General features: G+C 45.1%; 23 protein-coding genes and 1 riboswitch. Of the genes, 15 read left to right on the top strand and 8 right to left on the bottom strand.

What is annotated here, in order from left to right; all coding sequences use genetic code 11:
* The first annotated feature begins 101 nt into the window (after positions 1–101).
* Positions 102–821, top strand: a complete 720-nt coding sequence (gene ompR, locus AB4484_RS09630) for a two-component system response regulator OmpR (protein WP_008218409.1) — start codon at positions 102–104, stop codon at positions 819–821.
* Between the two features lie 153 nt (positions 822–974).
* Entirely contained in the window at positions 975–2,270 is a 1,296-nt protein-coding gene (gene envZ, locus AB4484_RS09625) for a two-component system sensor histidine kinase EnvZ (protein ID WP_372077803.1), read from the top strand.
* Positions 2,271–2,530: 260 nt separating this feature from the next.
* On the opposite strand, the gene recG is transcribed toward envZ, so the two are convergent.
* The 4 genes from recG to gmk form a co-directional block, all read right to left on the bottom strand.
* Positions 2,531–4,609, bottom strand: coding sequence for an ATP-dependent DNA helicase RecG (gene recG, locus AB4484_RS09620; protein WP_372077800.1), 2,079 nt, complete (start codon positions 4,607–4,609; stop codon positions 2,531–2,533).
* Between the two features lie 369 nt (positions 4,610–4,978).
* Positions 4,979–7,105, bottom strand: a complete 2,127-nt coding sequence (gene spoT / locus AB4484_RS09615) for a bifunctional GTP diphosphokinase/guanosine-3',5'-bis pyrophosphate 3'-pyrophosphohydrolase (protein WP_048612458.1) — start codon at positions 7,103–7,105, stop codon at positions 4,979–4,981.
* A gap of 39 nt (positions 7,106–7,144) precedes the next feature.
* Positions 7,145–7,417 (bottom strand): DNA-directed RNA polymerase subunit omega, encoded by a 273-nt coding sequence (gene rpoZ, locus AB4484_RS09610; protein WP_009848003.1) that lies wholly within the window; start codon positions 7,415–7,417, stop codon positions 7,145–7,147.
* Between the two features lie 279 nt (positions 7,418–7,696).
* The gene (gene gmk / locus AB4484_RS09605; protein ID WP_017062466.1) at positions 7,697–8,320 is read right to left on the bottom strand and encodes a guanylate kinase; all 624 of its coding nucleotides are present in this window, start codon (positions 8,318–8,320) and stop codon (positions 7,697–7,699) included.
* Positions 8,321–8,644: 324 nt separating this feature from the next.
* Positions 8,645–8,744, top strand: a riboswitch (purine riboswitch).
* A gap of 58 nt (positions 8,745–8,802) precedes the next feature.
* Between gmk and AB4484_RS09600 the strand changes: the two genes are divergently transcribed.
* The 3 genes from AB4484_RS09600 to AB4484_RS09590 all read left to right on the top strand — a co-directional run bounded on the left by AB4484_RS09600 (position 8,803) and on the right by AB4484_RS09590 (position 11,315).
* On the top strand, positions 8,803–10,173 hold the full coding sequence (locus AB4484_RS09600) for an NCS2 family permease (protein ID WP_017062465.1): 1,371 nt from the start codon (positions 8,803–8,805) through the stop codon (positions 10,171–10,173).
* Between the two features lie 192 nt (positions 10,174–10,365).
* Entirely contained in the window at positions 10,366–10,791 is a 426-nt protein-coding gene (locus AB4484_RS09595; protein WP_017079068.1) for a phosphate-starvation-inducible protein PsiE, read from the top strand.
* Between the two features lie 311 nt (positions 10,792–11,102).
* On the top strand, positions 11,103–11,315 hold the full coding sequence (locus AB4484_RS09590; protein ID WP_017071067.1) for a cold-shock protein: 213 nt from the start codon (positions 11,103–11,105) through the stop codon (positions 11,313–11,315).
* A 347-nt stretch (positions 11,316–11,662) separates the two neighbouring features.
* Here AB4484_RS09590 and AB4484_RS09585 read toward each other — a convergent pair whose 3' ends face one another.
* Complete coding sequence (locus tag AB4484_RS09585; RefSeq protein WP_048612459.1) at positions 11,663–12,529, bottom strand: YicC/YloC family endoribonuclease; 867 nt, start codon at positions 12,527–12,529, stop codon at positions 11,663–11,665.
* A 214-nt stretch (positions 12,530–12,743) separates the two neighbouring features.
* On the opposite strand from AB4484_RS09585, the gene rph reads away from it, so the two are divergent.
* Together rph and pyrE are read left to right on the top strand one after the other, a co-directional pair.
* Positions 12,744–13,460, top strand: a complete 717-nt coding sequence (gene rph, locus AB4484_RS09580; RefSeq protein WP_019826449.1) for a ribonuclease PH — start codon at positions 12,744–12,746, stop codon at positions 13,458–13,460.
* 106 nt (positions 13,461–13,566) lie between these two features.
* On the top strand, positions 13,567–14,208 hold the full coding sequence (pyrE, locus tag AB4484_RS09575; protein ID WP_017059267.1) for an orotate phosphoribosyltransferase: 642 nt from the start codon (positions 13,567–13,569) through the stop codon (positions 14,206–14,208).
* 75 nt (positions 14,209–14,283) lie between these two features.
* On the opposite strand, the gene lpxL is transcribed toward pyrE, so the two are convergent.
* The 3 genes from lpxL to coaBC all read right to left on the bottom strand — a co-directional run bounded on the left by lpxL (position 14,284) and on the right by coaBC (position 17,275).
* The gene (gene lpxL, locus AB4484_RS09570) at positions 14,284–15,264 is read right to left on the bottom strand and encodes an LpxL/LpxP family Kdo(2)-lipid IV(A) lauroyl/palmitoleoyl acyltransferase (protein ID WP_372077796.1); all 981 of its coding nucleotides are present in this window, start codon (positions 15,262–15,264) and stop codon (positions 14,284–14,286) included.
* Between the two features lie 39 nt (positions 15,265–15,303).
* Positions 15,304–15,894 (bottom strand): nucleoid occlusion factor SlmA, encoded by a 591-nt coding sequence (gene slmA, locus AB4484_RS09565; RefSeq protein WP_050644492.1) that lies wholly within the window; start codon positions 15,892–15,894, stop codon positions 15,304–15,306.
* Positions 15,895–16,033: 139 nt separating this feature from the next.
* A complete protein-coding gene (gene coaBC, locus AB4484_RS09560; protein WP_372077794.1) occupies positions 16,034–17,275 on the bottom strand; it encodes a bifunctional phosphopantothenoylcysteine decarboxylase/phosphopantothenate--cysteine ligase CoaBC in 1,242 nt (413 codons plus the stop codon).
* Positions 17,276–17,499: 224 nt separating this feature from the next.
* Here coaBC and radC point away from each other — a divergent pair, with 224 nt between their 5' ends.
* The 8 genes from radC (at position 17,500) to waaF (ending at position 23,728) form a co-directional block, all read left to right on the top strand.
* Positions 17,500–18,174, top strand: a complete 675-nt coding sequence (gene radC / locus AB4484_RS09555; RefSeq protein ID WP_050619728.1) for a DNA repair protein RadC — start codon at positions 17,500–17,502, stop codon at positions 18,172–18,174.
* Between the two features lie 291 nt (positions 18,175–18,465).
* Positions 18,466–18,702 carry a 50S ribosomal protein L28 gene (rpmB, locus tag AB4484_RS09550; RefSeq protein ID WP_004728407.1) on the top strand — a complete coding sequence of 79 codons (237 nt, stop codon included), beginning with the start codon at positions 18,466–18,468 and terminating at the stop codon, positions 18,700–18,702.
* Between the two features lie 13 nt (positions 18,703–18,715).
* Positions 18,716–18,883 (top strand): 50S ribosomal protein L33, encoded by a 168-nt coding sequence (gene rpmG / locus AB4484_RS09545; protein WP_002535344.1) that lies wholly within the window; start codon positions 18,716–18,718, stop codon positions 18,881–18,883.
* A gap of 204 nt (positions 18,884–19,087) precedes the next feature.
* On the top strand, positions 19,088–19,612 hold the full coding sequence (locus AB4484_RS09540; RefSeq protein ID WP_193842528.1) for a hypothetical protein: 525 nt from the start codon (positions 19,088–19,090) through the stop codon (positions 19,610–19,612).
* A gap of 2 nt (positions 19,613–19,614) precedes the next feature.
* Positions 19,615–20,424: a bifunctional DNA-formamidopyrimidine glycosylase/DNA-(apurinic or apyrimidinic site) lyase gene (gene mutM / locus AB4484_RS09535; RefSeq protein WP_372077792.1), complete on the top strand. Its 810-nt coding sequence runs from the start codon at positions 19,615–19,617 to the stop codon at positions 20,422–20,424.
* 189 nt (positions 20,425–20,613) lie between these two features.
* Positions 20,614–21,729 carry an O-antigen ligase family protein gene (locus tag AB4484_RS09530; RefSeq protein WP_372077790.1) on the top strand — a complete coding sequence of 372 codons (1,116 nt, stop codon included), beginning with the start codon at positions 20,614–20,616 and terminating at the stop codon, positions 21,727–21,729.
* Positions 21,726–22,676: a glycosyl transferase family 90 gene (locus AB4484_RS09525; protein WP_372077788.1), complete on the top strand. Its 951-nt coding sequence runs from the start codon at positions 21,726–21,728 to the stop codon at positions 22,674–22,676. Before AB4484_RS09530 ends, AB4484_RS09525 begins: the two co-directional genes overlap by 4 nt.
* Positions 22,673–23,728, top strand: a complete 1,056-nt coding sequence (gene waaF / locus AB4484_RS09520) for a lipopolysaccharide heptosyltransferase II (RefSeq protein ID WP_372077786.1) — start codon at positions 22,673–22,675, stop codon at positions 23,726–23,728. The genes AB4484_RS09525 and waaF overlap by 4 nt, the downstream gene beginning before the upstream one ends.
* Positions 23,729–23,733 lie beyond the last annotated feature (5 nt).

The following is a 23,733-nucleotide window of genomic DNA, read 5'->3' as shown; positions in this document are numbered from 1 at the left end:
GCTACTGAAATCCGCGTTACATTTTTAATGTCTTATACCAATATACAATTTACCAAGAATGCTTAACCTTAGGTTTAAGCTTTAATAGGTGGAACCATTACATGCAAGAAAACTACAAAATTTTAGTGGTCGATGACGATGCTCGTTTACGTGCACTGTTAGAGCGCTATCTGTCAGAGCAGGGCTTTCAAGTGCGTAGCGTGGCAAACAGTGAGCAGATGGACCGCCTGTTAACCCGTGAAAATTTTCACTTGATGGTATTGGATTTAATGTTGCCGGGCGAAGATGGTCTATCGATCTGTCGTCGTTTACGAAACGCAAACAACTCGCTACCAATCCTGATGCTTACAGCAAAGGGTGATGAAGTGGATCGCATTGTGGGCTTGGAAGTGGGTGCTGATGATTACCTGCCAAAACCATTTAACCCACGTGAACTGCTTGCTCGTATTAAAGCGGTACTGCGTCGCCAAGTCATTGAAGCGCCGGGCGCACCAAGTACAGAAGAGTCTGTGGTTGAATTTGGTGAATTCCGTTTGAACCTAGGTACTCGCGAAATGTTCCGCGGTGAAGAGCCAATGCCTCTTACTTCGGGTGAATTTGCGGTACTTAAGTCATTGGTAACGAATGCTCGTGAGCCAATGTCTCGCGATAAGCTGATGAACATGGCTCGTGGTCGTGAGTATTCAGCAATGGAACGTTCTATCGATGTTCAGATTTCACGTCTGCGTCGTCTAGTTGAAGAAGATCCAAGCAAACCTCGCTACATCCAAACGGTGTGGGGCTTGGGTTATGTATTCGTTCCAGATGGCAAAGCTGTGTAATTCAGCTTAATAAGCTCTACAGCAGCTTTATCGATTCTGTGAATCTTACGGGTCATCTCATTAATATGCGATGGCCCGTTTTCTATTCAGCACAATGGTTTAGAGTTATAGTCATATAACACTTTCTTTATCTTTCTACATCTCGGGTACCCCATGCGTATACGTAGCTCCTTTACTCAGTCGATAGTGCTTTTCTTAACGCTATTGGTCGCTAGCCAAATTTTTTCTTATTACGCGGTTTTTAACTATGCGTTGATGCCAAGTTTGCAGCAGTTTAATAAGATTCTGGCACACGAGCTAAACCTGGTATTGGACCAAGGAAGTGATATCGAGATTGATGCGCCACTACGTCAGCGTGTACTTGAGCAGCTAGGGGTAACTGTTCACGCGAAAAACAGCGAAGCCGCGGGTGAGTATTACCATGCAGTAGCAATCGACCTGATGAGTGAGGAGATGACCAAGGAGCTGGGTTCTGAAACTGAAGTGCGGCTGATCTTGGGTAAAGAGAGCTATGTGCTGTGGATGGACATTGCGCAGTTACCCAACTCTTTAATTCGTATTCCGTTATCAGAGCTGCAAGAAGAGGATTTTGCACCACTGTTTCGTAACAGTCTGATCATGGCGCTGTTGATTGTCGCAGGTGGTTGGCTGTTTATCCGATTGCAAAACCGTCCGTTGATAGCGCTAGAGAAAGCGGCGCAAGGTGTCGGGCGAGGTGATATTCCACCGCCATTGCCAGTTCAAGGCGCACAAGAGATTCGCTCGGTAACTCGAGCCTTTAACCAGATGTCTAAAGGCATCCAAGAATTGGAAGAAGATAGAGCCCTACTAATGGCGGGTATCAGTCATGACCTGCGTACACCACTCACGCGTATTCGTTTGGCGACAGAGATGATGTCGCCAGAAGACAGTTACTTAGCGGAAGGCATCATCAGTGATACCGAAGAGTGTAATGAGATCATCAGTCAGTTTATGGATTATTTAAAACCCGTTGATCGAAATTCATTCCAAGAGGTATTTGTCGATGATATTGCTCGTGAAGTATCAAGCTCTGAGGGTGGCTACGAGGTTCTGATTGAAACCGATATTCCAGAGTCAATGAAGCCTGCGCTAGGTAACCCGATCGCGATGAAGCGTGCCGTGAGTAACTTGGTGGTGAATGCGCTGCGTTACGGTAATGGCTGGGTCAAGGTATCGACTGGCATGACGGCGGATAATAAACTGGCTTGGGTGACCGTTGAAGATAATGGCCCTGGGATCCCGCAAGACCAGGTCGGTAAGTTGTTTGAACCGTTCACACGTGGTGACACCGCTCGTGGCAGTGAAGGAACAGGTTTAGGTTTGGCGATTGTGAAACGTATCGTTAGCCAACATCAAGGTGCGGTGGTGGTCAATAATCGCAGTGAAGGTGGCTTGAAGGCGCAGATCAGTTTCCCGGTTAAGCCCTAGTTATTATATGTCCGAGTGCCGACGATAAGTTTGGTTTAGGGAGCTGTTAAGAGATCCCCCGACTCGGTCATTCTTCCCTCTCGGGGGGGACGAATTGCTAACCATGGACCTTGATGATTGAAGTTTACTTTGATCGTCATTCCCTATTGTGAGGGACGAACGAGTAGGGAATCTCGCTCTTGATTGATGAAAGTAACGCGCATGAAAAAGGCTTCCAGATGGAAGCCTTTTTGCGTTTTAAGCCGGAATATGAGGGCTAACTAAGCCTTCGAATAAACATCGCGTTCACCCAGCCAGCGGTTGATGATCGCCTTGGCGTTGTCTGGGTAGCTATCGTGAATATGACGTGCAATACGCTGAACTTCTGGGATTAAACGCTGGTCACGAACTAGATCGGCAATCTTGAAATCCGCCAAGCCTGTCTGTTTGGTGCCAAGCAGTTCGCCGGGGCCACGAATCTCTAGATCTCGCTGAGCAATAACAAAGCCATCGTTACTTTCACGTAGTACACCTAAGCGCTTCTGAGCGGTTTTAGACAGCGGTGAGTGATACAGCAATACACAGTGACTTGCGACCGAACCACGGCCGACACGGCCTCGTAACTGGTGCAGTTGTGCTAGACCAAGACGTTCTGGGTTCTCGATGATCATTAAGCTCGAATTCGGCACATCCACGCCCACTTCAATCACGGTAGTCGCGACCAACAGATGAAGCTTGTTCTCCTTGAACTCTCGCATTACTGCCTGTTTCTCAGCGGGCTTCATTCGGCCGTGCACCAAGCCAATTTTCACATCTGGCAGCTTTCGTTGCAGCTCTTCTGCAGTGTCAGCCGCGGCTTGAGCTTCTAATACTTCTGATTCATCAATCAGTGTACACACCCAATACGCTTGCTTGCCTTCATTGAGACACGCATTACGCACTCGCTCGACAATGTCATCACGTTTGGTATCAGGGATCGCTACGGTTTGAATTGGTGTTCGTCCCGGTGGTAGCTCATCAATGATTGAGGTTTCGAGGTCGGCATAGGCCGTCATGGCGAGCGTTCGCGGAATCGGCGTTGCGGTCATCACCAACTGATGTGGGTAATAGCCTTGTTTGGCGCCTTTCTCACGCAGCTCTAATCGCTGGTGGACACCAAATCGGTGTTGCTCATCAATGATCACTAGACCAAGGTTTTTGAACTCGACATGTTCTTGGAACAGGGCATGAGTACCGACCACCATTTGTGCTTCGCCACTGGCAATACGCGCCAGTTCGGTTTCACGAGCTTTGCCTTTGAGTTTACCTGCGAGCCAACCGACTTGAATGCCCATTGCTTCAAACCAGTTAGCAAAGTTGATTGCGTGCTGTTCGGCTAATAGTTCAGTTGGTGCCATCAGGGCTACTTGCTGACCGTGTTCCAGTGCGCGAACCGCCGCGAGTGCAGCGACTAAGGTTTTACCTGAGCCCACATCACCCTGCACTAAACGCATCATAGGGTGCGGCTTCTCAAGGTCAGCTTCGATCTCTTTAGTCACTCGTGCTTGAGCATTGGTTGGAGAAAACGGCAGCTGAGCCAACAACTTATCTTTCAGAGTATTCACTGGAGGAAAAGGCATCGCCTTGTCTTGCTGTCCTTTGCTTCGAACAGACAACATCGACAGGTTTTGAGCAAGCAGTTCTTCCATAATCAGGCGCAGCTGCGCAGGGTGTTTACCTTCATCAAACAGCTCTAGGTCGATACCTGGAGGTGGTCTATGAATGGTATGCAGTGCTTGTGCAAGGGTGATTTGGTGGTCGTATAAACCTGACGGAAGAAGTTCGTTAACCGCCGCTTTGTCTATTAGGTCGAGCGCTTGGTCAGTGAGGTTGCGCAGTGTGACTTGTCTTAGCCCTTCGGTGGTTGGGTACACCGGAGTTAGGTTCGCTTCCACATCTGGTTTCTGCCTTGGTGCAAAGAACTTGTAGTCAGGGTGAACAATCTCCAGTCCCATATTGCCGCGCTTGATTTCACCGTAGGCATGCACTTGTTTGCCTTCGGTAAAGTTATTCTTCATTCCTGCCGTAAAGTTGAAAAAGCGCAGCGTGATGGTGCCGTTACCATCGCTGATCTTTACTGCGAGCATCTTACGTTTACCGAAAATGGTATCGACGTGCATCACCTTGCCTTGCACCGCAGCCCATAAGCCCGCGTGCAGTTTTACGATCGGATAGATGCGTGTTCTATCTTCGTAGCGTAAAGGGAGGTGAAATAGTAAGTCTTGTACGTTGTTAAGCCCAACCTTTTCCAGTTTCTCTGCGACTTTTGCGCCGACTCCAGATAAAGAGTTGAGAGGGATAGCAGATAAAAGCTGTGACATAACAAGGCTCATAAACGTAAGAGAGATAATCTATTCAAGCATTTTACTGGATTTTTGTACAGGATAAAGCTTAGAAGCAGATACGGGATGCGAGTAAACGGGATACGAAAAGACTAAGAGCGAGTACGGGATGTATGTAAATGGGATATGAGAGGAATAGGGCAGTACAAAAAATTAAAGCAGACTCGAAATACGAAAGGCTGAGTGGTGAAAAGCTTTTGCTCTTCGCATCTCGAGACTCGTATCTCTCATCTGCTTTATCTATCGATATTCAAAAAAACTAAAAGCAGATGTGGAGCCAAGATAGTGAGTCATGAAGTTTTTTGTTCTTCGCATCTCGCCATCTCGAATCCCTCATCTTTACTTTGATCAGTTCTTACGACGTCTTACTTTCAGCGCGTGTGGCATCACACGAAGCTTCTTCATAATACTTGCAAGGTGAACACGATCTTTGGTGGTCAGCAAGATTGTCACTGTGTACAGGCGGCCATCACGTTCTTCGGTTGAAATACCGTGAATGTTAGAGCCTGTTTTCGAGATAACGTTAGTTAACTCAGCCAGTGCACCTTGGTGGTTCTGCAGATCAACCTGAAGTTCAGCGGTGAACTCTTGGTCGTAATCGTCAGACCATTCAACTGCCATGTATTTGTCTGGTTCTTTCTGGTAACCACGAACGTTTGGACACGTTTCACGGTGAACCACAAGGCCACGACCTGGAGATACATGGGCAATGATGTGATCATCTGGAATCGGGTGACAACAGTTAGCGAACGTCAGTAGTAGACCTTCAGCACCACGGATCGGAAGTTTCTTCCTCGGTGTGTCGCTGTTGTTTTCTACTTCAGTCAATTCGTCTGCATCACCAAGCAGGCGACGAGCAATAACGATACTCATCAGCTCACCAAGACCAATCGACGCCAGTAAGTCTTCAACGCTTTCTAGGCGTAAGTCAGACAATACATGTTCTAGATTCTCTTGGCCGATATCGGCAATAGAGTGTTCGCCAAGTGCGTGATTCAGTAGACGGCGACCTAGCGTAATAGACTCTTCACGGCGCATGGTTTTCAGAACCTGACGGATCTTAGTACGCGCACGAGATGTCACTACGTAGTTGAGCCATGCAGCATTCGGACGTGCGCCCGGAGCACTGATGATCTCAATGGTTTGACCGTTCTTCAGCGATTTGCTGAGTGGGTAAGGGTTCATGTCTACACGAGCACCTACACACATGTTGCCGACGTCGGTATGCACCGCGTAAGCAAAATCGACCGCTGTTGCGCCTGCAGGAAGTTCGACAATGCGACCCTTCGGCGTGAACACGAAGATCTCATCTGGGAACAGATCAGACTTAACGTTTTCAATGAATTCGAATGAGTTACCTGCGCTTTGTTGTAGCTCAAGTAAGCTCTGCATCCAACGTTGTGCTTTAACCTGTGCGGTTGTGCCATTGCTGCTGCGTGAGCCGTTGCCTTTGTAAGACCAGTGCGCCGCGACACCTTTGTCTGCCATTTGATCCATATCTTCAGTACGGATCTGAACCTCAACTGGCACCCCGTGAGGGCCGATCATTGATGTGTGCAGAGATTGGTAGCCGTTGGCTTTTGGTACCGCAATGTAATCTTTCATGCGGCCAGGACGAGGCTTGTACAGGCTGTGAGCCTGACCAAGTACGCGATAACAAGTATCTGGGGTATCAACCACGACGCGGAAAGCGTAGATGTCCATAATGGTGTGGAAGCGCTGCTCTTTGGTTTTCATCTTGTTGTAGATGGAGAACAGGTTTTTTTCACGACCAAGTACGCGAGCAGGCAAACCGACCTCTTCAAGGCGGCCTTCAATTTCGCTATGGATACGTTGAATCATCTCCTTACGGTTACCACGCGCAGCTTTCACTACGTTTTTAAGTACGCGATAACGGTTAGGATAGAGGGCTTCAAAGCCCAGCTCTTCTAGTTCGGTCTTGATGTTATGAATACCAAGACGGTGAGCTAGTGGAGAATAAATCTCTAGGGTTTCACGAGCAATACGACGCTTTTTGTCAGGACGAAGTGCCCCAAGCGTGCGCATGTTGTGAGTACGGTCAGCTAATTTGATCAAGATAACGCGGATGTCTTGCACCATGGCGAGAACCATCTTGCGGAAGTTCTCTGCTTGCGCTTCTTTGCGATCACGAAATTTAAGCTTATCCAGCTTAGATACACCATCAACCAATTCAGCAACGGTATTGCCAAATTTTTCCTCTAGATCTTCTTTAGTGACATCACAGTCTTCGATGACATCATGAAGCAGAGCAGCTTGCAGGGTTTCGATATCCAGACGCATTTCTGCCAGGATTCTTGAAACAGCTACAGGGTGGATAATGTATGGTTCACCGCTTGAGCGGGTTTGCCCTTCATGGGCGTCTCTCGCTACCACATAAGATTGACGCAGAGCCTCAATTTGAGGCTCTGTTAGGTATTCTTGGGCAACGTCTTTGAGGCTATCGAATAGATACAAATTAAAGGCCCGGAAGGTTAATTAGTTCGAATGACGTTCTTAACGAGTGTGAGCGATGCTGCTTACTGCTGCAAGTTCAGCCGCTTCTTGCTCTTGTTGCTCTTGACGCTCACGAGCATCTAGTACGTCTTTAGTGATAAGACCTTCTTCGATTTCGCGAAGAGCGATAACCGTTGGCTTATCGTTTTCTTCAGGCACTAGTGAATCTTTACCGCCAGTTTGCATTTGACGTGCGCGGCGAGCCGCAATAAGAACTAGGTCGAAACGGTTGCCAACTTTTTCAACAGCGTCTTGAACAGTTACGCGTGCCATGAGGACTCCAAATAGTAATTAACTAATAAATTTTTGATGACGAGAAAGTATACAAGTTTAACTAGAGACTTTCTAGATCACCGTATACTTATCTCAATGGAAAATCTAGTTATACCAATCACAGTAAATAAGTGTTCAGAGATAGCGCCGAAAAAAAGTTTGAGAACAAGGCAGAATTTTTCGATAAGTAGTGACCCTACAATCAAAAATTCTAACGACGTTATCAGGCTTTTTCACAAGCTAGAATGACCAGTTGTTTACTACGATTGGTATCAGAGATTATTCCGCCAGTAGTGCTGTAAGCATGCCGCTGTATTTCGCTGCTTGCTTATCTTCTTTTAAGCGCTCCGCACGAATGATAGCTCTGAAGTCCATTAGGGCTGCATCAAAGTCGTCATTCACGATCACATAATCATATTCTGCATAGTGAGAAATCTCTGATTTTGCTTCGCTCATGCGTTTCGCAATAACTTCGTCGCTGTCTTGACCGCGAACATTCAAACGACGCTCTAGTTCACCATTTGATGGTGGAAGAATGAAGACACTCTTCGCTTGAGGCATTTGTTCACGGATCTGACGAGCACCTTGCCAGTCGATATCTAGGAATACATCGATACCGCGGTTTAGGTTTTCTTCAATCCAAACGCGTGAAGTACCGTAGTAGTTGCCGAAAACTTCAGCGTACTCTAGGAATTCACCTTTAGTAATAAGGTCTTCAAAATGATGCTTCTCTACGAAGTGGTAGTGGACACCATTTTCTTCACCAGGGCGCATACCGCGAGTGGTGTGTGAAACAGATACCTTCATTGCGTAGGTTGGATTGGTTTCTAGCATTGCTGAGATCAAGCTCGACTTACCTGCGCCACTAGGTGCAGATACGATGTAAAGAGTACCTTTGCCCATCTGTATATTTCCACTGTTGGTTGGATTGAGTGAAGGTGATAAACCTACACTATAAAAGATAGCACTGACTCTAATTGTTGTTCCGTTGGTTACGTCTATAAAGAGATAACGAGTAAAACTAATAGAAGCAACTGGTGAAAATTAGGTCAGAAAAATGGAGGCGAAGAGTAGCATATTTAGATGATTGAGAACAACTGGCTTGATCGTTATTTATTAGCGAATGATCTTCTCAAGGATCTTTGTATAAATGTAATGACTCATCATCGGTACTTTTTTATGTGATCTGGACAAAATTTGTTGAAGTTTTAATCTCAATCCTTACAATCCGCGCAAACGATTAAATGCTGTATATATCTAGTGATATGGACTAGATGTTTCTACTACCGAGCCTACCTTGGTGACTACAGTTTTTAGTGTAGAGACCTCTCTATTCTCACAGCATTTGAATCACCAAATTCTTAATTTATTGCAAAGGTTTTGTTGTGAGTACCGATTCCACCCTGAAAGCCCAGAACACCTCTGGCTCGCTTGATTCGATGTTTAAAATCACTGAAAGAAAAACCACGATTGGCACTGAGCTGTACGCAGGTTTCATTACTTTCTTGGCGATGAGTTACATTCTGGCGGTTAACCCAGCAATTTTGGGTGATATTCCAGGCATGGACAAAGGTGCCGTGTTTACTGCAACGGCTCTGTCTGCGGCAATCGCAACCCTAATTATGGGCATTTGGGGCAACTACCCAGTGATGCTTGCGCCGGGCATGAGCATGAACGGCTTCTTCAAAGGCTTACTATTAAGTGGTTCAGTCGCAGTACTTTGGAATGAGGCGCTGTTCGGCATCTTCCTGTCAGGTATCCTGTACCTCGCGTTCTCGTTAACCAATATCCGTAAATCGATGATTGAGTCGATTCCTGAAGATTTGAAGTTGGCGATTACCGTGTCTCTCGGACTGTTCATTGCTTTCTTAGGTCTTAAGAATGCAGGCATCATCGTTTCTAACCCATTCGTACTGGTTGGCTTAGGCGACATTTCCGATCCAAAGGTGATCATCGCTTACGTGAGCATCTTCATCGCGCTGGGTTGTATGGTTCGTGACATCAAGCTAGCAACGTTCATCTCGTTCGTTTCTGCTATCGTGTTGACGATTCTTGCTGACGTCTTCATGGGCACTTCAAATGCACCAATTCCAGAACAGTTCATTGCTATGCCGCCAAGCATGGCTGGTAGCTTCGGCGCTATCTTTGATTTCTCTGCTTTCACGCCAGAGAAAATGTTCGACCTACTGTTCATCGTACTTATCTTCTTGATTGTCGATTTCTTTGATGGCTTGAGCACGATTGTTGGTGTTGGCCGTGATGCGGGCATCATCGATAAAGACGGCAAGGTGCCAAACGCGAAATCGGCTCTAGTAGCAGATGCGGGCGGTACTGTGATTGGTTCGATTCTTGGTACCACATCGATCACTGCTTTCTCTGAGTCTGGCATTGCGTCTTCTCAAGGTGCGAAAACGGGCTTGGCAGCAGTCATGGTGGCTGGTCTGTTCCTAATCTCACTTTTCCTATACCCAATCTTCTCTATCTTCTCCGCTGCAATGGTTGCACCGGCGATGGTAGTGGTTGGCATCTACATGGTAGGTCGTCTTGGTCAGATAAACTGGGAAAAGAAAGAGTCACGCATTGCAGCCTTCTTTACCATCATGTTCACAGTGCTAAGCTTCTCTCCAGCGAACGGTATGGCGATGGGCTTCATCAGCTACGCATTCACAATGGTTGTGGCAGGCAAGCGCAAAGAAGTACACCCGCTTATCTACGGACTGTGTGTGGTGTTCTTAACTTACCTGATTCTACTTTAAGGCTAATTAGCCACTAACAAGTCGCTACGTAAAAGACAAACAGATGGCTCTGCAGTGAATGTGGGGCCATTTTTGTATCTGTTGCTTCTATATAGCGTGTGTAATTGATGGCGTTAATGCTTTGAGAGTACGCGACTTATATTGATGCATGCTATTGTAGAGACTGGATTAATTATTTCTTGAAGAGTGACTATGCCTTCTAACTTACCTAAATCTTTTAGTAAGCCGTTTTTAAAAGTATTCCACATTATGGAAGCGGTATTACTGGTGGCGATCACGCTCGCGACCTTGTTTGCGATGGTCGAAGAGTTCATGCATGTCTTCGCTGAACGCCGAGTGCAATTGACTGACATTCTGCTGATGTTTATCTATTTAGAAGTGTTGGCGATGGTTCAGCAGTTTGTGATGAACGGTAAGATTCCAGTGCGATACCCGATCTATATCGCGATGATGGCGATTGCTCGTTACATCACTTTGGGCATGAAAGAACTCGATGCGGTATTGATCGTTTGGTTATCTTTAGCGGCATTTATCTTGGCCGCAGCAACATTGTTGATTCGTGTTGGACATCATTATTGGCCGTATGTAGACCTTAGAACCAAGCAGCCAGATGAGTAACACTTTGAAGGTTAAAGTTTTATAAATGAAGCCCAACGATATCGTTGGGCTTTTAATTTAAGTCGGTTGAACAAAAAAACATCAAATTGTCCAAATAACGCTTTACAAGCAGGCTCAGATCACCAAGAATGACGTCGCTCTGTTCTCAGGGTTATTAAATGAAACATCCAGTTGTAAAGTAGAACCCTTAGTATTGCTTCATTGTTATTCTCAGTGTTTCCCTTAGCTTCATAGATACATTAAATAATTCAAGCTTTCAGCGCATCGCACTTTTGGCGATTAATTTTTTATTTTTATATAAGGGACACATCATGTCTAACAAAGTAAACGGCGTAGTAAAATGGTTTAACGAAGAGAAAGGCTTCGGTTTCCTAACTCAAGACAACGGCGGCGCTGACGTATTCGTACACTTCCGTGCAATCGCTTCTGAAGGTTTCAAGACTCTTAAAGAAGGCCAACAAGTGTCTTTCGAAGTAGAGCAAGGCCAAAAAGGTCTTCAAGCTGCAAACGTTGTAGCTCTATAAGATTTTAAGTCGGCGCAGGTTGCATTAGCAACTTGCGTCACTTTCTCTCTCAAATCTGTTTCCCCTCAGTTTTACCGAAATACTCTCCTTCACTTGCAATACCCTCTCTAAATATTCAAAAATCCTGTTTTACGTGAGTCATCTCGTTCTATCTATCGCTGTATCTATCTTTTGCTCTAAGTAAATCTTCTGCGTAACTACCAACTTACTGACTAACCCTGATTGTCATTACTATATCCACAAAAAAAGCCCCTAAAAATAGGAGCTCCTTTTGATCTAATCAACACTGTTAGTTAATCAACACAGATTAGGCTGATTACTCTTTATTTTGTGCAGCTTACAGGTTGTTATTCAATGTTCTGGATCTGCTCACGCATCTGTTCGATAAGAACCTTAAGCTCTACGCCTGATGCCGTGATGTCTGTGCTGATAGATTTAGACGCTAGCGTGTTTGACTCACGGTTGAACTCTTGCATCATGAAGTCTAGTTTACGACCACAAGCGCCACCTTTCTTCAGTACTGCATTTGCTTCTTTCACGTGAGAATCTAGACGATCTAGCTCTTCTGCTACGTCTGACTTCTGTGCCAGTAGGATAAGCTCTTGCTCAACACGAGAACCTTCCAGTTCGATTTTCGCATCTTCAAATTTGGTAAGAAGACGCTCACGTTGCCACTCTAGGATTTCAGGCATACGCGCACGAACTTTCACGACTTCTTCAGTGATAGCATCTAAGCGCTGTACGATTAGCGCCTTCATGTTCTCACCTTCACGAGCACGAGCATCAATGAACTCTGCGATAGCATCGTTGAATGCGTCTAGCAGATCTTTGTTGATCGCATCCATGTCTTGCTCTGGCGTTTCCATCACGCCAGGCCAGTTCATGACTTGGAATGGGTTCAAACGGCTGTCTTCGCCAGTCATCGTCATTACTTGGTTCGCCGCATTGATTACTTGCTGAGCCAAACCTTCGTTAATGCTTAGCTCGCCCTTTGCAGCAGGGTTTGCTTCAAAGCGTAGGTTACATTCAACCTTACCGCGCGCTAGACGCTTACGGAAACGCTCACGCAAGATTGGCTCTAAACCACGGAACTGTTCAGGCATACGGAAGTAAGTTTCTAGGTAGCGTTGGTTTACACTACGGATTTCCCATACTGCCGTGCCCCAATCGCCTTTTACTTCTTTGCGTGCGTACGCGGTCATACTATAAATCATCGAATTTTCCTGTCTTTTATCATTCTGAAAATAACGCGCACGCATAGTATCACGATATGGTGTGCTCTCGAAGCCTGTCGCCTTTCATGATGGATAGCTTTGCACGATAAACTGCTATATAATCTTGCCCCAATCAAAACTGTCTCACCCCTTTCTTAGGTGATGCACTCTTTCGATAGTAAATCACTTCAGACTGTTAATAAGGTAGATACCAATGCGTCCAAATGACCGCGCTGTAGATCAAATTCGTCCAATTAAAATTACTCGTAACTACACAGCTTATGCTGAAGGTTCTGTATTAGTTGAGTTCGGCAACACTAAAGTTCTATGTAATGCGACGGTAGAAGAAAACGTACCGCGTTGGTTAAAAGGTCAAGGAAAGGGTTGGGTAACCGCTGAATATGGCATGCTGCCACGTGCAACGCACACTCGTAACCGTCGTGAAGCGGCGAGCGGCAAGCAAGGTGGTCGTACGATGGAAATCCAACGTCTGATCGCTCGTAGCCTACGTGCTGTTGTTGACCTGAAAGTAATGGGTGAAATCATGATCACTGTAGATTGTGATGTTATCCAAGCAGACGGCGGTACTCGTACTGCTTCTATCTCAGGTGCAAGCGTTGCAATGGCTGATGCTATCAACAGCCTACTAGCAAGCGGTAAACTGAAAAAGAACCCAATGAAAGGCCACGTAGCGGCAGTTTCAGTGGGCATCGTTGGTGCACAAGCACTGTGTGACCTTGAGTACGTTGAAGACTCAGCAGCCGATACCGACATGAACGTTGTAATGACGGAAGACGGTAAGATGATTGAGATTCAAGGCACTGCAGAAGGTGAACCGTTCAGCCACGAAGAGCTGATGCAGCTTTTAGCCCTGGCGAATAAGGGTATTGCTGATATTGTTGAAGCGCAGAAGTCGGCGTTAGCAGAATAGTTTTTAGATAGCTCCTTTCATAAGGGGCTATTTTTTTGTCTGTAAAACTCGAAAGAGTAGTGCAGAGCGTAAGTTAAGTTTTATTGAATAAACGTAGAGGAAAAACATGAAAGCATATCAACGTGAATTTATTGAATTTGCACTAGAGAAAGAAGTACTTAAGTTTGGTGAGTTTACTTTAAAGTCTGGCCGTAAGAGCCCTTACTTCTTCAATGCTGGATTGTTTAATACAGGTCGTGACCTAGCACGCTTAGGTCGCTTCTACGCAGCAGCATTGGCTGATTCTGGCATTGAGTTCGATGTACTATTTGGCCCTGCATACAAGGGTATCCCAATTGCAACGACGACAGCGGTTGCACTGGCGGATCACCACGATGTAGACACGCCTTACTGCTTCAACCGCAAAGAAGCAAAAAACCACGGTGAAGGTGGCAACCTTGTCGGTAGCGCACTTGAAGGTCGCATCATGTTAGTGGACGACGTGATCACTGCAGGTACTGCGATTCGTGAGTCGATGGAAATCATCCAAGCAAATGGCGCTGATTTAGCGGGTGTGCTTGTTGCTATCGACCGTCAAGAGAAGGGCAAAGGCGAACTGTCTGCGATTCAAGAAGTTGAGCGTGACTTCGGTTGTGCGATTATCTCAATCGTTAGCCTGACTGACTTGGTTACTTTCCTTGAAGAGAAAGGCACAGACGCAGCACACCTAGAATCTGTAAAAGCGTACCGCGCTCAATACGGCATCTAATACAATTTGTTATAGCTATAGAATGCACAAGGGGCTGATGAATCATCAGCCCCTTTTCTTTTGGTTCAGTATTAATTATTTATAACGAATGCCGCGCTCCACTTCTGGGTCTTCCATGGTCTTAAAGCGCTTGTGCAGCCACATCCACTGTTCTGGTGCTCTTAAGATAATCTTCTCTAGGTAGCTGTTCATATACGCGGCAGCCGCTTTCTCATCTTTCTGCGGGTAGTTTTCTTCGATTGACTCATCAGCCATGATTTCATATTTGCCGTCGGCATTTCTAAAACCAGACCCCGGAACAAGTGCACATCGGCTAGTGTAAGCCAGAATACTGGTGCCTGTTGTGGTACACGCATCTTCTACTGCGAAGAAAGGCACAAACACAGACTTGTTACGGCCGTAATCATGATCCGGCAGATAGAAAAGGATCTCACCCTGACGCAGGATTCGAATCATACGTTTGACGTCTTTACGGTGAATCAGGCGATTGCCGTTCTGAGTACGACCTCGGTATTGAATGAACTCATAAGCTGGATTGTTGTGCGGGCGATAAACACCTAAACCTGAAATACCGAGAACAGCCATTGCTCGCGCAGTGATCTCTAGGTTTAAGGCATGCACACAGCATAGAAGAACACCTTTACCGTTGCCTTTGTGCGTACGCAGTGCTTGGGTATCTTTATCTACTAGGATTCGCTTGAAACGCCACGTCGGCCAAAACCAGGTAATGCCCGTTTCGATGAGTGCCATACCGGTGTTCTTGAAGTTCTCACTGACCATTGCCGCGACTTCATCTGCTGGCTTGTCTGGGAAGGCGAGCTCCAAATTACGTGTTGCTACCGCGACGCGCTTTTTACCATAGCGAGCCCCCAAAGAGCCTAACGATCGGCCTAACAGCAGTAAGAGGCGATAAGGGAGAACGTTAACGATAAGCGCCAATAACCCAAAACCGAACCATACTCCCCAGTATTTAGGGTGGAGTAATGCCAGAGTAAAAGGTGGCTTAGTAATAACGTGTTGTGCAGTGCTGTTTGTCGGAGAAGTTTTCGTCGTCATAACCATCACTTAAGATTTGATTGCTACTTAATTTGATTGTTACTTAATCTGAGCGCTTAGCAGAGCCCAATAAGCATCAAAATTTTCTGTTGGTTGATATTTGAAGTCTGAGCGAACAAATCGATTCAAGCTGCCTTCAACTTGACCGAGCAGCTGAGCGGCTAAGATTTTCTCATCAACCGGGAATGATTTCCCTTCACGAAGCTTTCTTTCACGCAGGATCTGGCGAAGTTGCGTCTCAATGCGTTCGAAAAGTTGGTTGATGCGATCACGCAGGCGTTCATTTTCAAACATTAGAGCATGACCAGACAAAATTCGAGTCAGGCCTGGGTTACGTTCTGAGAAAACTAAGATAAGTTGCATCACGAGTCGTATGCGCTCTAGCGTGTCTTTTTCTTCATCCAGAATGCGGTTGATTCGAGACATCAACGCTTCTTCAATGAACTCGATCAGGCCTTCAAACATGCGGGCTTTGCTTGGGAAGTGGCGGTATAACGCAGCTTCAGAAACACCCACTTGCTTGGCCAACTTTACCGTTGTGATACGAGAAGCACCTTCGGTCGATTCCAACATTTGTGCGAGAGCTTGTAGGATTTCTTCACGACGGTTTGATTTTCGAGTACCAGCCATCTATTTACTTCCTTTCCTAAAGATGAGGATTGAGTGAAGAAGGATTATAAACACCATTCAATTCTGTTTCCTAGTTTTGTGAGCCCTAGGTCAACAGAATCGAGAGGTGTCAGCAGATTGTCAGAGCGAATTTGTGTGTTTATGCATCAATAAGCTGTTGGATCTGATCGAGGATCTGGAAACCAAGCGTGTCTTTGCTTTCCAGTGGTAGAGATTTATCGCCGCCTTTCCAATAAAGGTGCAGCTCATTGCTACTGCTATTGAAGCCTTGCCCTTCGACAGAGACATCGTTGGCGCAAATCATGTCGAGGTTTTTTCTTTCCAGTTTGCCGCGTGCGTACTTCTCAACATCTTGAGTTTCTGCTGCGAAGCCGACAGTAAATGGGCGTCCTTCCGTCATCGAAGCGACAGAAGCGACGATGTCTGGGTTTTTAACCATTTGAATGGTCATGTCGTCTTTACCGTCGACCTTTTTAAGCTTTTGGTCTGCGATGGTCTCAGGGCGGTAATCGGCAACCGCGGCGCAGCTGATGAAAATATCGTGTTGAGCCGCGCTTGCTGCAACCGCATCAAACATCTGTTGTGCGCTGTCGACATCAATACGATTAACTTTGTTTGGCGTCGCTAATGAAACAGGGCCACTGATTAGAGTGACTGTTGCGCCTTGTTTCGCAGCCGCTTCAGCCAGTGCATAACCCATCTTGCCTGAGCTGTGGTTGGTAATGTAACGCACAGGGTCAATCGCTTCACGAGTCGGGCCTGCAGTAATAAGCACAGAACGGCCAGTAAGCGGCTTAGGTTGGAAGAAGTCTTCACAACGGTGCACGAGCTGCATTGGCTCTAGCATACGGCCCATACCGACATCACCACACGCTTGCTCGCCAGCTGCTGGCCCCCAGATTTCACAACCACGACGTTTTAGCGTCGCGATGTTCTCTTGAGTCGCCGGGTGGCTGTACATTTGTTGGTTCATTGCTGGAGATACCGCAACTGGCGCATCGGTTGCTAAAACCAAAGTGGTCAGTAGGTCGTTACCCATGCCTGCTGTCATGCGAGCAATCAGATCTGCGGTTGCTGGTGCTAGTAATACCAAGTCAGCCCACTTTGCGAGCTCGATGTGCCCCATGGAAGCCTCAGCAGCAGGATCAAGCAAACTATCAGACACTGGCCTTCCAGAGACGGCTTGCATGGTGAGAGGAGTGATGAACTCCTTGGCTGCATTTGTCATCACGACTTGTACTTGTGCTCCACGTTCAATTAAGCGTCGAGTCAGTTCGGCACATTTATACGCAGCGATACCACCACTAATGCCAAGTAGGATTTTTTTCCCAGCTAGGCCTTGTAGGTCAGCGTTATCCAGTTGATTAACCAATGTTTGCATGATTCTGTTCCTTAATTTCTCTGGGACTTACGATATCAGAACAAAGGATTAGTGCCTAGAAGCAGAATTAGAACAGATTTGACGCTCATCAAGTTGGTGTTATCAAACTTATCAATTACACGGTTTTGCTAGTGACTCGTTTCCTTTTATCTCTATCGAAGGATCTCTGATTACGATCTCATTAAGGTGGTGGGTCGTGTTCATGACTAGTGATTAGCTTTTATATGCCAATAGATAAAATGCCTGCCGAATCGATGCCGAGAGAAAAGTTATTGAGTCGAGGGCCTGATTCTTTGAGTGATGCGGAACTGCTCGCGATATTTCTGCGAACAGGGACACAAGGAATGAACGTGTTGGAACTCGCTGACAAGTTGATCAAAGACTTTGGCTCACTCCGTCACCTTTTTTCAGCAACGCAGGAAGAGTTTTGTGCCCATAAAGGGATGGGTCAGGCCAAGTATGTTCAATTACAGGCTGTGTTAGAGATGACGCAGCGCTATCTAGCAGAGACGTTATCTCGTGGAGATGCGCTCACGAGCCCTAGTCATACTAAGTTGTATCTTTCGAGCATGTTGCGTGATCGCCAGCGAGAAGCCTTCTATATATTGTTCCTCGATAACCAAAATAGGGTAATAAAGGACGAGGTGATGTTTGAAGGAACCATCGATGCCGCATCGGTTTACCCGCGGGAAGTGGTTAAACGGTCACTTCACCACAATGCGGCGGCATTAATCTTGGCTCATAACCATCCTTCGGGTGTCGCGGAGCCTAGCCAAGCGGATAGACGGATTACACGCCGATTAACCGATGCATTAGCGCTGGTGGACATCCGAGTTCTCGACCATTTTGTCGTTGGAGATGGCGAAGTTGTCTCTTTTGCAGAGCGTGGATGGATTTGAATCACATTTTAGGTTGTTAGTTGCGTTAAATCTGCTATTATTCCGCCCACATTTTTAGACCTAAAATCAGCTCTGATTACTCAAGCAAGCTGCGCTGCACAAAAAAAGATCACGAAATCCGTAAAAAGGATCTGTTCGGGTCTTGAGCAATGCGTGTCAAGTTAGTATAATGCGCGACCTTTGATAGCCTTGTATGGATTTTCCATAACGGTTTTTACCTTCTATTTTAATTGATAGAGAGGTTCGGCCACCAAGGTTGATATCGAGCTGAAACGATTGGAGAAGACATTCATGTCCCGAGTATGCCAAGTAACTGGTAAGCGTCCAGTAACGGGTAACAACCGTTCACACGCACGCAATGCTACTAAGCGCCGTTTTCTGCCGAACCTACAAACTCATCGTTTCTGGGTAGAGAGCGAAAAACGTTTTGTTAAACTACGTCTAACTGCTAAAGGCATGCGTATCATTGATAAGAAAGGCATCGATGCTGTTCTTGTTGATATCCGTGCACGTGGCGAAAACGTTTAAGAGGAATTAAGCAATGGCTAAAGGCATTCGTGAGAAAATTCGTCTAGTATCTTCTGCAGGTACTGGTCACTTCTACACAACTGATAAGAACAAGCGTAACATGCCAGGCAAATTTGAGATCAAAAAGTTTGATCCAGTAGTTCGCCAACACGTTATGTACAAAGAAGCTAAAATCAAGTAATTGATGCTTTTTTTGCTCTTCTTCAGTAGAAGAAAGAATTGAAAAACCCAGTTTAATCGCTGGGTTTTTTTATATCTAAAATTTGAGCAACTCAATTGCTCTTGCTTGATATAGCACCTGATAGACAGAAAACTGCGCAACATAGAAAGTATTGCCACTTTCACGATATACTGAATGTTCAATAGGTTAGATGAGCAGAATCAGATGAGATATCGTGGACGCCGGTGGAACAACATACTCATGTTCAGTGTGATCGCTTTTATTGGCGTGCTAAACCTTCCAACATTGATCAAAGCGTACCTTATCGAGCCTGAACCGCAGGTTGATAGCCCTTATCCTTATCTCCTGAACCCAACAGCAGAGCTTCAAGCGTTGCACTTTGCTAAGTGGTCCGTCATTCAACAAGATAATCAATGGGTTTACCTGTTTAAAGGTACGGACTTCCCTCAAGCTACCAATGCACAAGAGTTGTCTCAACGTTGGAAAGAGCTTGTGGGCACGGAAGTCGACTCACAGACCTACACAGACCTTACGCCTCGGTTAAATGCACCACACACCATCGAAGTATGGTATCAAGACCAAGAAGAGCCCCAGCGTATTACCTATTATCAATTGCCTGAATTCTGGTTGTTAAAAAACTGGAATGATCAGTGGTTGGCGGTGTCTATTGAAGAGAGCTACCTGTTTCCAAGCTTTAACGCTAACCACTCATCTAAATCGGACGACTAACTATGCCTGAATTACCCGAAGTCGAAGTAAGCCGTATGGGGATCTCGCCTCATTTAGTTGGCGAGACCATTAAAACGCTCACTTTTCGCACCCCCAAGCTGCGTTGGGATATCCCACAAGAGTTAAAAGCATTAGAAGGGCAGGTGATTCGCTCTATCTCGCGTCGCGCAAAGTACCTATTGATTGAAACGGATACAGGCACTGCCATAGTGCACCTTGGTATGTCGGGCTCACTGCGCGTATTAGATGCCGATTTCCCGGCAGCCAAACACGATCATGTGGATCTTAAGCTCACCAATGGCAAGGTTCTGCGTTATAACGATCCGCGTCGTTTTGGTGCGTGGCTATGGTCTGCTCCTGACGAAACGCATCCTGTGCTACTGGGATCTGGTCCTGAGCCGCTCACTGACGACTTCAACGCCGACTATATAGCCGAGAAGGCAGAAAAACGTAAAGTGGCCGTTAAGCAGTTCATCATGGACAATAAAGTGGTGGTGGGTGTCGGAAATATCTACGCCAACGAAGCGCTATTTGCTTCACGTATTAGCCCTTTGCGCCCTGCAAGCAAAGTGACAAAAGAAGAGTGGGTTTTGTTAACCAAAGAGATCAAACAAGTGCTCGCCACCGCCATCAAGCAAGGTGGTACCACCTTAAAAGATTTCGCACAAGCAGATGGCAAGCCGGGGTACTTCGCTCAAGAGTTGCAAGTTTATGGGAAAGCCGGGGAAAAATGCCCTAACTGTGAAGCTCTGATTCAAGAACTAAAGATAGGGCAGCGGAACACGTTTTTTTGCTCTAGTTGTCAGCTATAGATGTGTAGCTCTCAATACAGAGGTTGATATCACTTGAAGCTGTGTCTATAGCACTTTATCTGATAACATTGCCGGAACTATTTTTATTATTACTTTGGAATTATGTTGTCTTCATTTCTAAAGGCAGAGTCTATCTCTAGATCTCTGTTACTAATTCCTTACCTATGGTTAGCTATAGGTATTATTTGGATGCCTCAGGGCAACAAACCTTTGGTAGCTTTGGTTTTGGTTGCCGCTATTGTTCATATATTTATTTATGGCTTGTTCCAGATTAAGTCCAACTTTAAAAGTAATGTTTGGCTATGGGGAACTCTATTTGCTGGGATGTTTACCGCAATAGGCTATGTTACTTATGGTGCCAGTTCTCAAGAATTGAGAGGTTTTCTTGTTACAACTGTACTATTGTGCTTACTCCCTCAAAAGCAACTTCTCAATGCAAAGCTAGCTCAATATCTACTATTTAGTGCAGCTTTGGCATGTTTAGCTTTGTCATGTTGGTACTTTTTTATTTATCCGACAGAGCGAATATTTTGGCCAACTAATCCTATCCCGCTAGCAACACATCAAGGTTTAATATCTACGCTTTCAGTAGGGGCACTATTGACAAATTTTAAAGGTAAAATCGCCTGGATGTTAGTCTTAAGTGCGATTATTTCCGGTTTTTCTTTGATCTTAACGCAATCGAGAGGGGTTATTTTAGGAGTTGGAATTCTATATATCGTAATTGGCTTAGTTCTACTTTACCGAAAAAAAATAAGCATAAAAATTATATTACTATCGTTAACTTTTTGTTTTGGTGCTGTTTTTTTCTCTAAAGAGGCTCTTGTCGAGCGTTACGACCAGACATGGACGGAGATCAGCCAAATTGAACAAGGTGACCTCAATTCATCAATAGGTCTCAGATTACAGATGTACCAAGCTGGCATTGAACTTTTTGAAAGTAGTCCTATATTAGGGCATGGGTCATTGAATCGTGAGTATATTGAAGAGAATATACCAGGGTATACACCTATGGCTTATGGCTATATTTCAGAAGGGCATTTACACAATAACTATATTGATAAGCTAGCGCGCTCTGGAGTTATAGGTTTAAGTATCTTTTTGTTCTTTATTTTCTATCCAGTATATTTGGGACTGAGAAAGTATCCCGACTTATTTTGGTTGTTTAGCTTGCCTTCTATCCACTACGCTGTGGCCAGTTTAACAGATTCACCTTTTAGAAATGGTGATGCTCTCGTTGTATATTTAATTGTTACCGGAACTTTAGTTCATTATGCAAAAATAAAATATAAAGAGAAACTATGAAGATATTTTATTATTTAAAACATGCCTTGCTCTCTATCACACCTCGTTTGTATTTTTCAAAACAGTTTGAAAAGCTGGAAAAGTCATATTCCGATCAAGCTGATTATATAAAAATCAGAGTAAATTATTACGTAAAAGGGCTCGGTGACTTTGATAAGGCTAATTTAAGTTGCGAAATTAAGAATTATTCTCGAAAGGGTTACACATCTTATTACTTTGATCTTAAAGAGTTTCTTTATTATTTCCCAAAGTACTTTCGTTTCAGTTACTACTTTGGTGATGAAACACATATCGAGCCAGTTCCAACTTTATTTAAAGCTCGTCCGGTTAATGGGAACAATAGTAACTCTGTACTCTTCAAGTTAGATAAGCGTCGTCATTTTCGATTCATAAATGATAGTTTAAGCTTTGCTGATAAAAAAAATATGGCCGTGTTTCGTGGTGCAGTGACTCAACCACATAGAATTCGTTTTATGGAAGCTCTGTATGGTCATCCACTGATGAATGCAGGTCAATCGAATACTTCAGAGCAGCACCCAGAGTGGCAACAGCCATTTATGACAGTAGAAGAGCAGCTTCAATACAAATTCATTATTTGCCTTGAAGGGAACGATGTTGCATCAAACTTGAAATGGGCAATGTCTTCAAACTCACTCGTCGTTACTCCAAAAATGATATTTGAAACGTGGTTTATGGAAGGCACTTTGCAGCCAGGTATACATTATGTAGAGGTGAAAGATGACTGGTCGGATTTTGAGCAAAAAATTCAATACTATTTAGACAACCCTAAAGAGTCTGAACAGATGATCAAAAATGCGCATGAATACCTTGCTCCTTTCCAAGATGAACAACTAGAAAAATTGGTTTGCATTAAAACACTTCAAGAATATTTTAGACTATCTGGCCAAGCTATTAACGAACACGCTATTAACGAGCAAGACAAATGAAAATTCTGATTATTGGCCCGTCATGGGTTGGAGACATGGTAATGTCTCAAGGCTTATATATTGAGTTGCAAAGACAGTATCCTGACGCAAAAATTGATGTTTTAGCGCCAGCATGGTGTAAGCCTATTTTGGAAAGAATGCCACAAGTCAACCAAGCTCTTGAAATGCCACTAGGGCATGGGCAATTTGATCTGAAATCTCGTTATAGACTCGGGAAATCATTGAGGGAAGTGCAGTACGATAAAGCATACGTATTACCTAACTCCGCGAAATCAGCTTTAATTCCCCTGTTTGCACGCGTTCCTGAACGAGTTGGTTGGAAAGGTGAAATGCGTTTTGGTTTGCTTAATGACGTTAGAACCAATAAAAAAGCGTTTCAATACATGTTAGAGCGGTATGTAGCGTTAGCGCACCCTAAAGCTGAAATGACGGGTAGTGGTTGTTTAGGTGAATTGTCATCATTACCTTTTCCAAGCCTACAAGTTGTTGGCTCCAGCCAACAAGAGGCTATGGAGCAATTTGGTTTAAACAATCAAAGGCCTGTCCTTGGCTTATGTCCTGGTGCTGAGTTTGGCCCTGCGAAACGTTGGCCTGATAATCACTTTGCAACAGCAGCGGCAGCGATGATAAAGCAAGGTTATCAAGTGTGGTTGTTTGGCTCGGCTAAGGATCGTGAAGTAACCCAAAAGATAATCGAACAAGTCCCTGTTAATATGCAGCAGCACTGCTTCAATTTAGCTGGAGATACGAGCTTAATTCAGGCTGTAGACTTGATCGGGGCTTGTCGTACTGTCGTTAGCAATGATTCTGGGCTGATGCATGTGGCCGCCGCGGTGGGCTGTAATGTCGTGGCTGTTTACGGCTCTAGTTCACCTAAATATACGCCTCCGCTAACGAATAAACTGGCGATCATCAATACCGATATTGAGTGCCGACCTTGCTTTGAACGAACTTGTCCCAAGCAGCACCTAAAGTGCCTAACTGAGTTAATGCCGAGTAGAGTCATTACTGCTATTGAGCAGTTTGATGTTATTTCCCAAGGCAAAATATAAATAAG

Origin of the sequence: Vibrio sp. 10N.261.46.A3, assembly GCF_041472995.1 — a bacterium.
Taxonomy (GTDB): Bacteria; Pseudomonadota; Gammaproteobacteria; order Enterobacterales; family Vibrionaceae; genus Vibrio; species Vibrio coralliirubri.
Note: the sequence above shows the minus strand (reverse complement) of the source record. Positions and strands in the feature narration are given on the sequence as shown.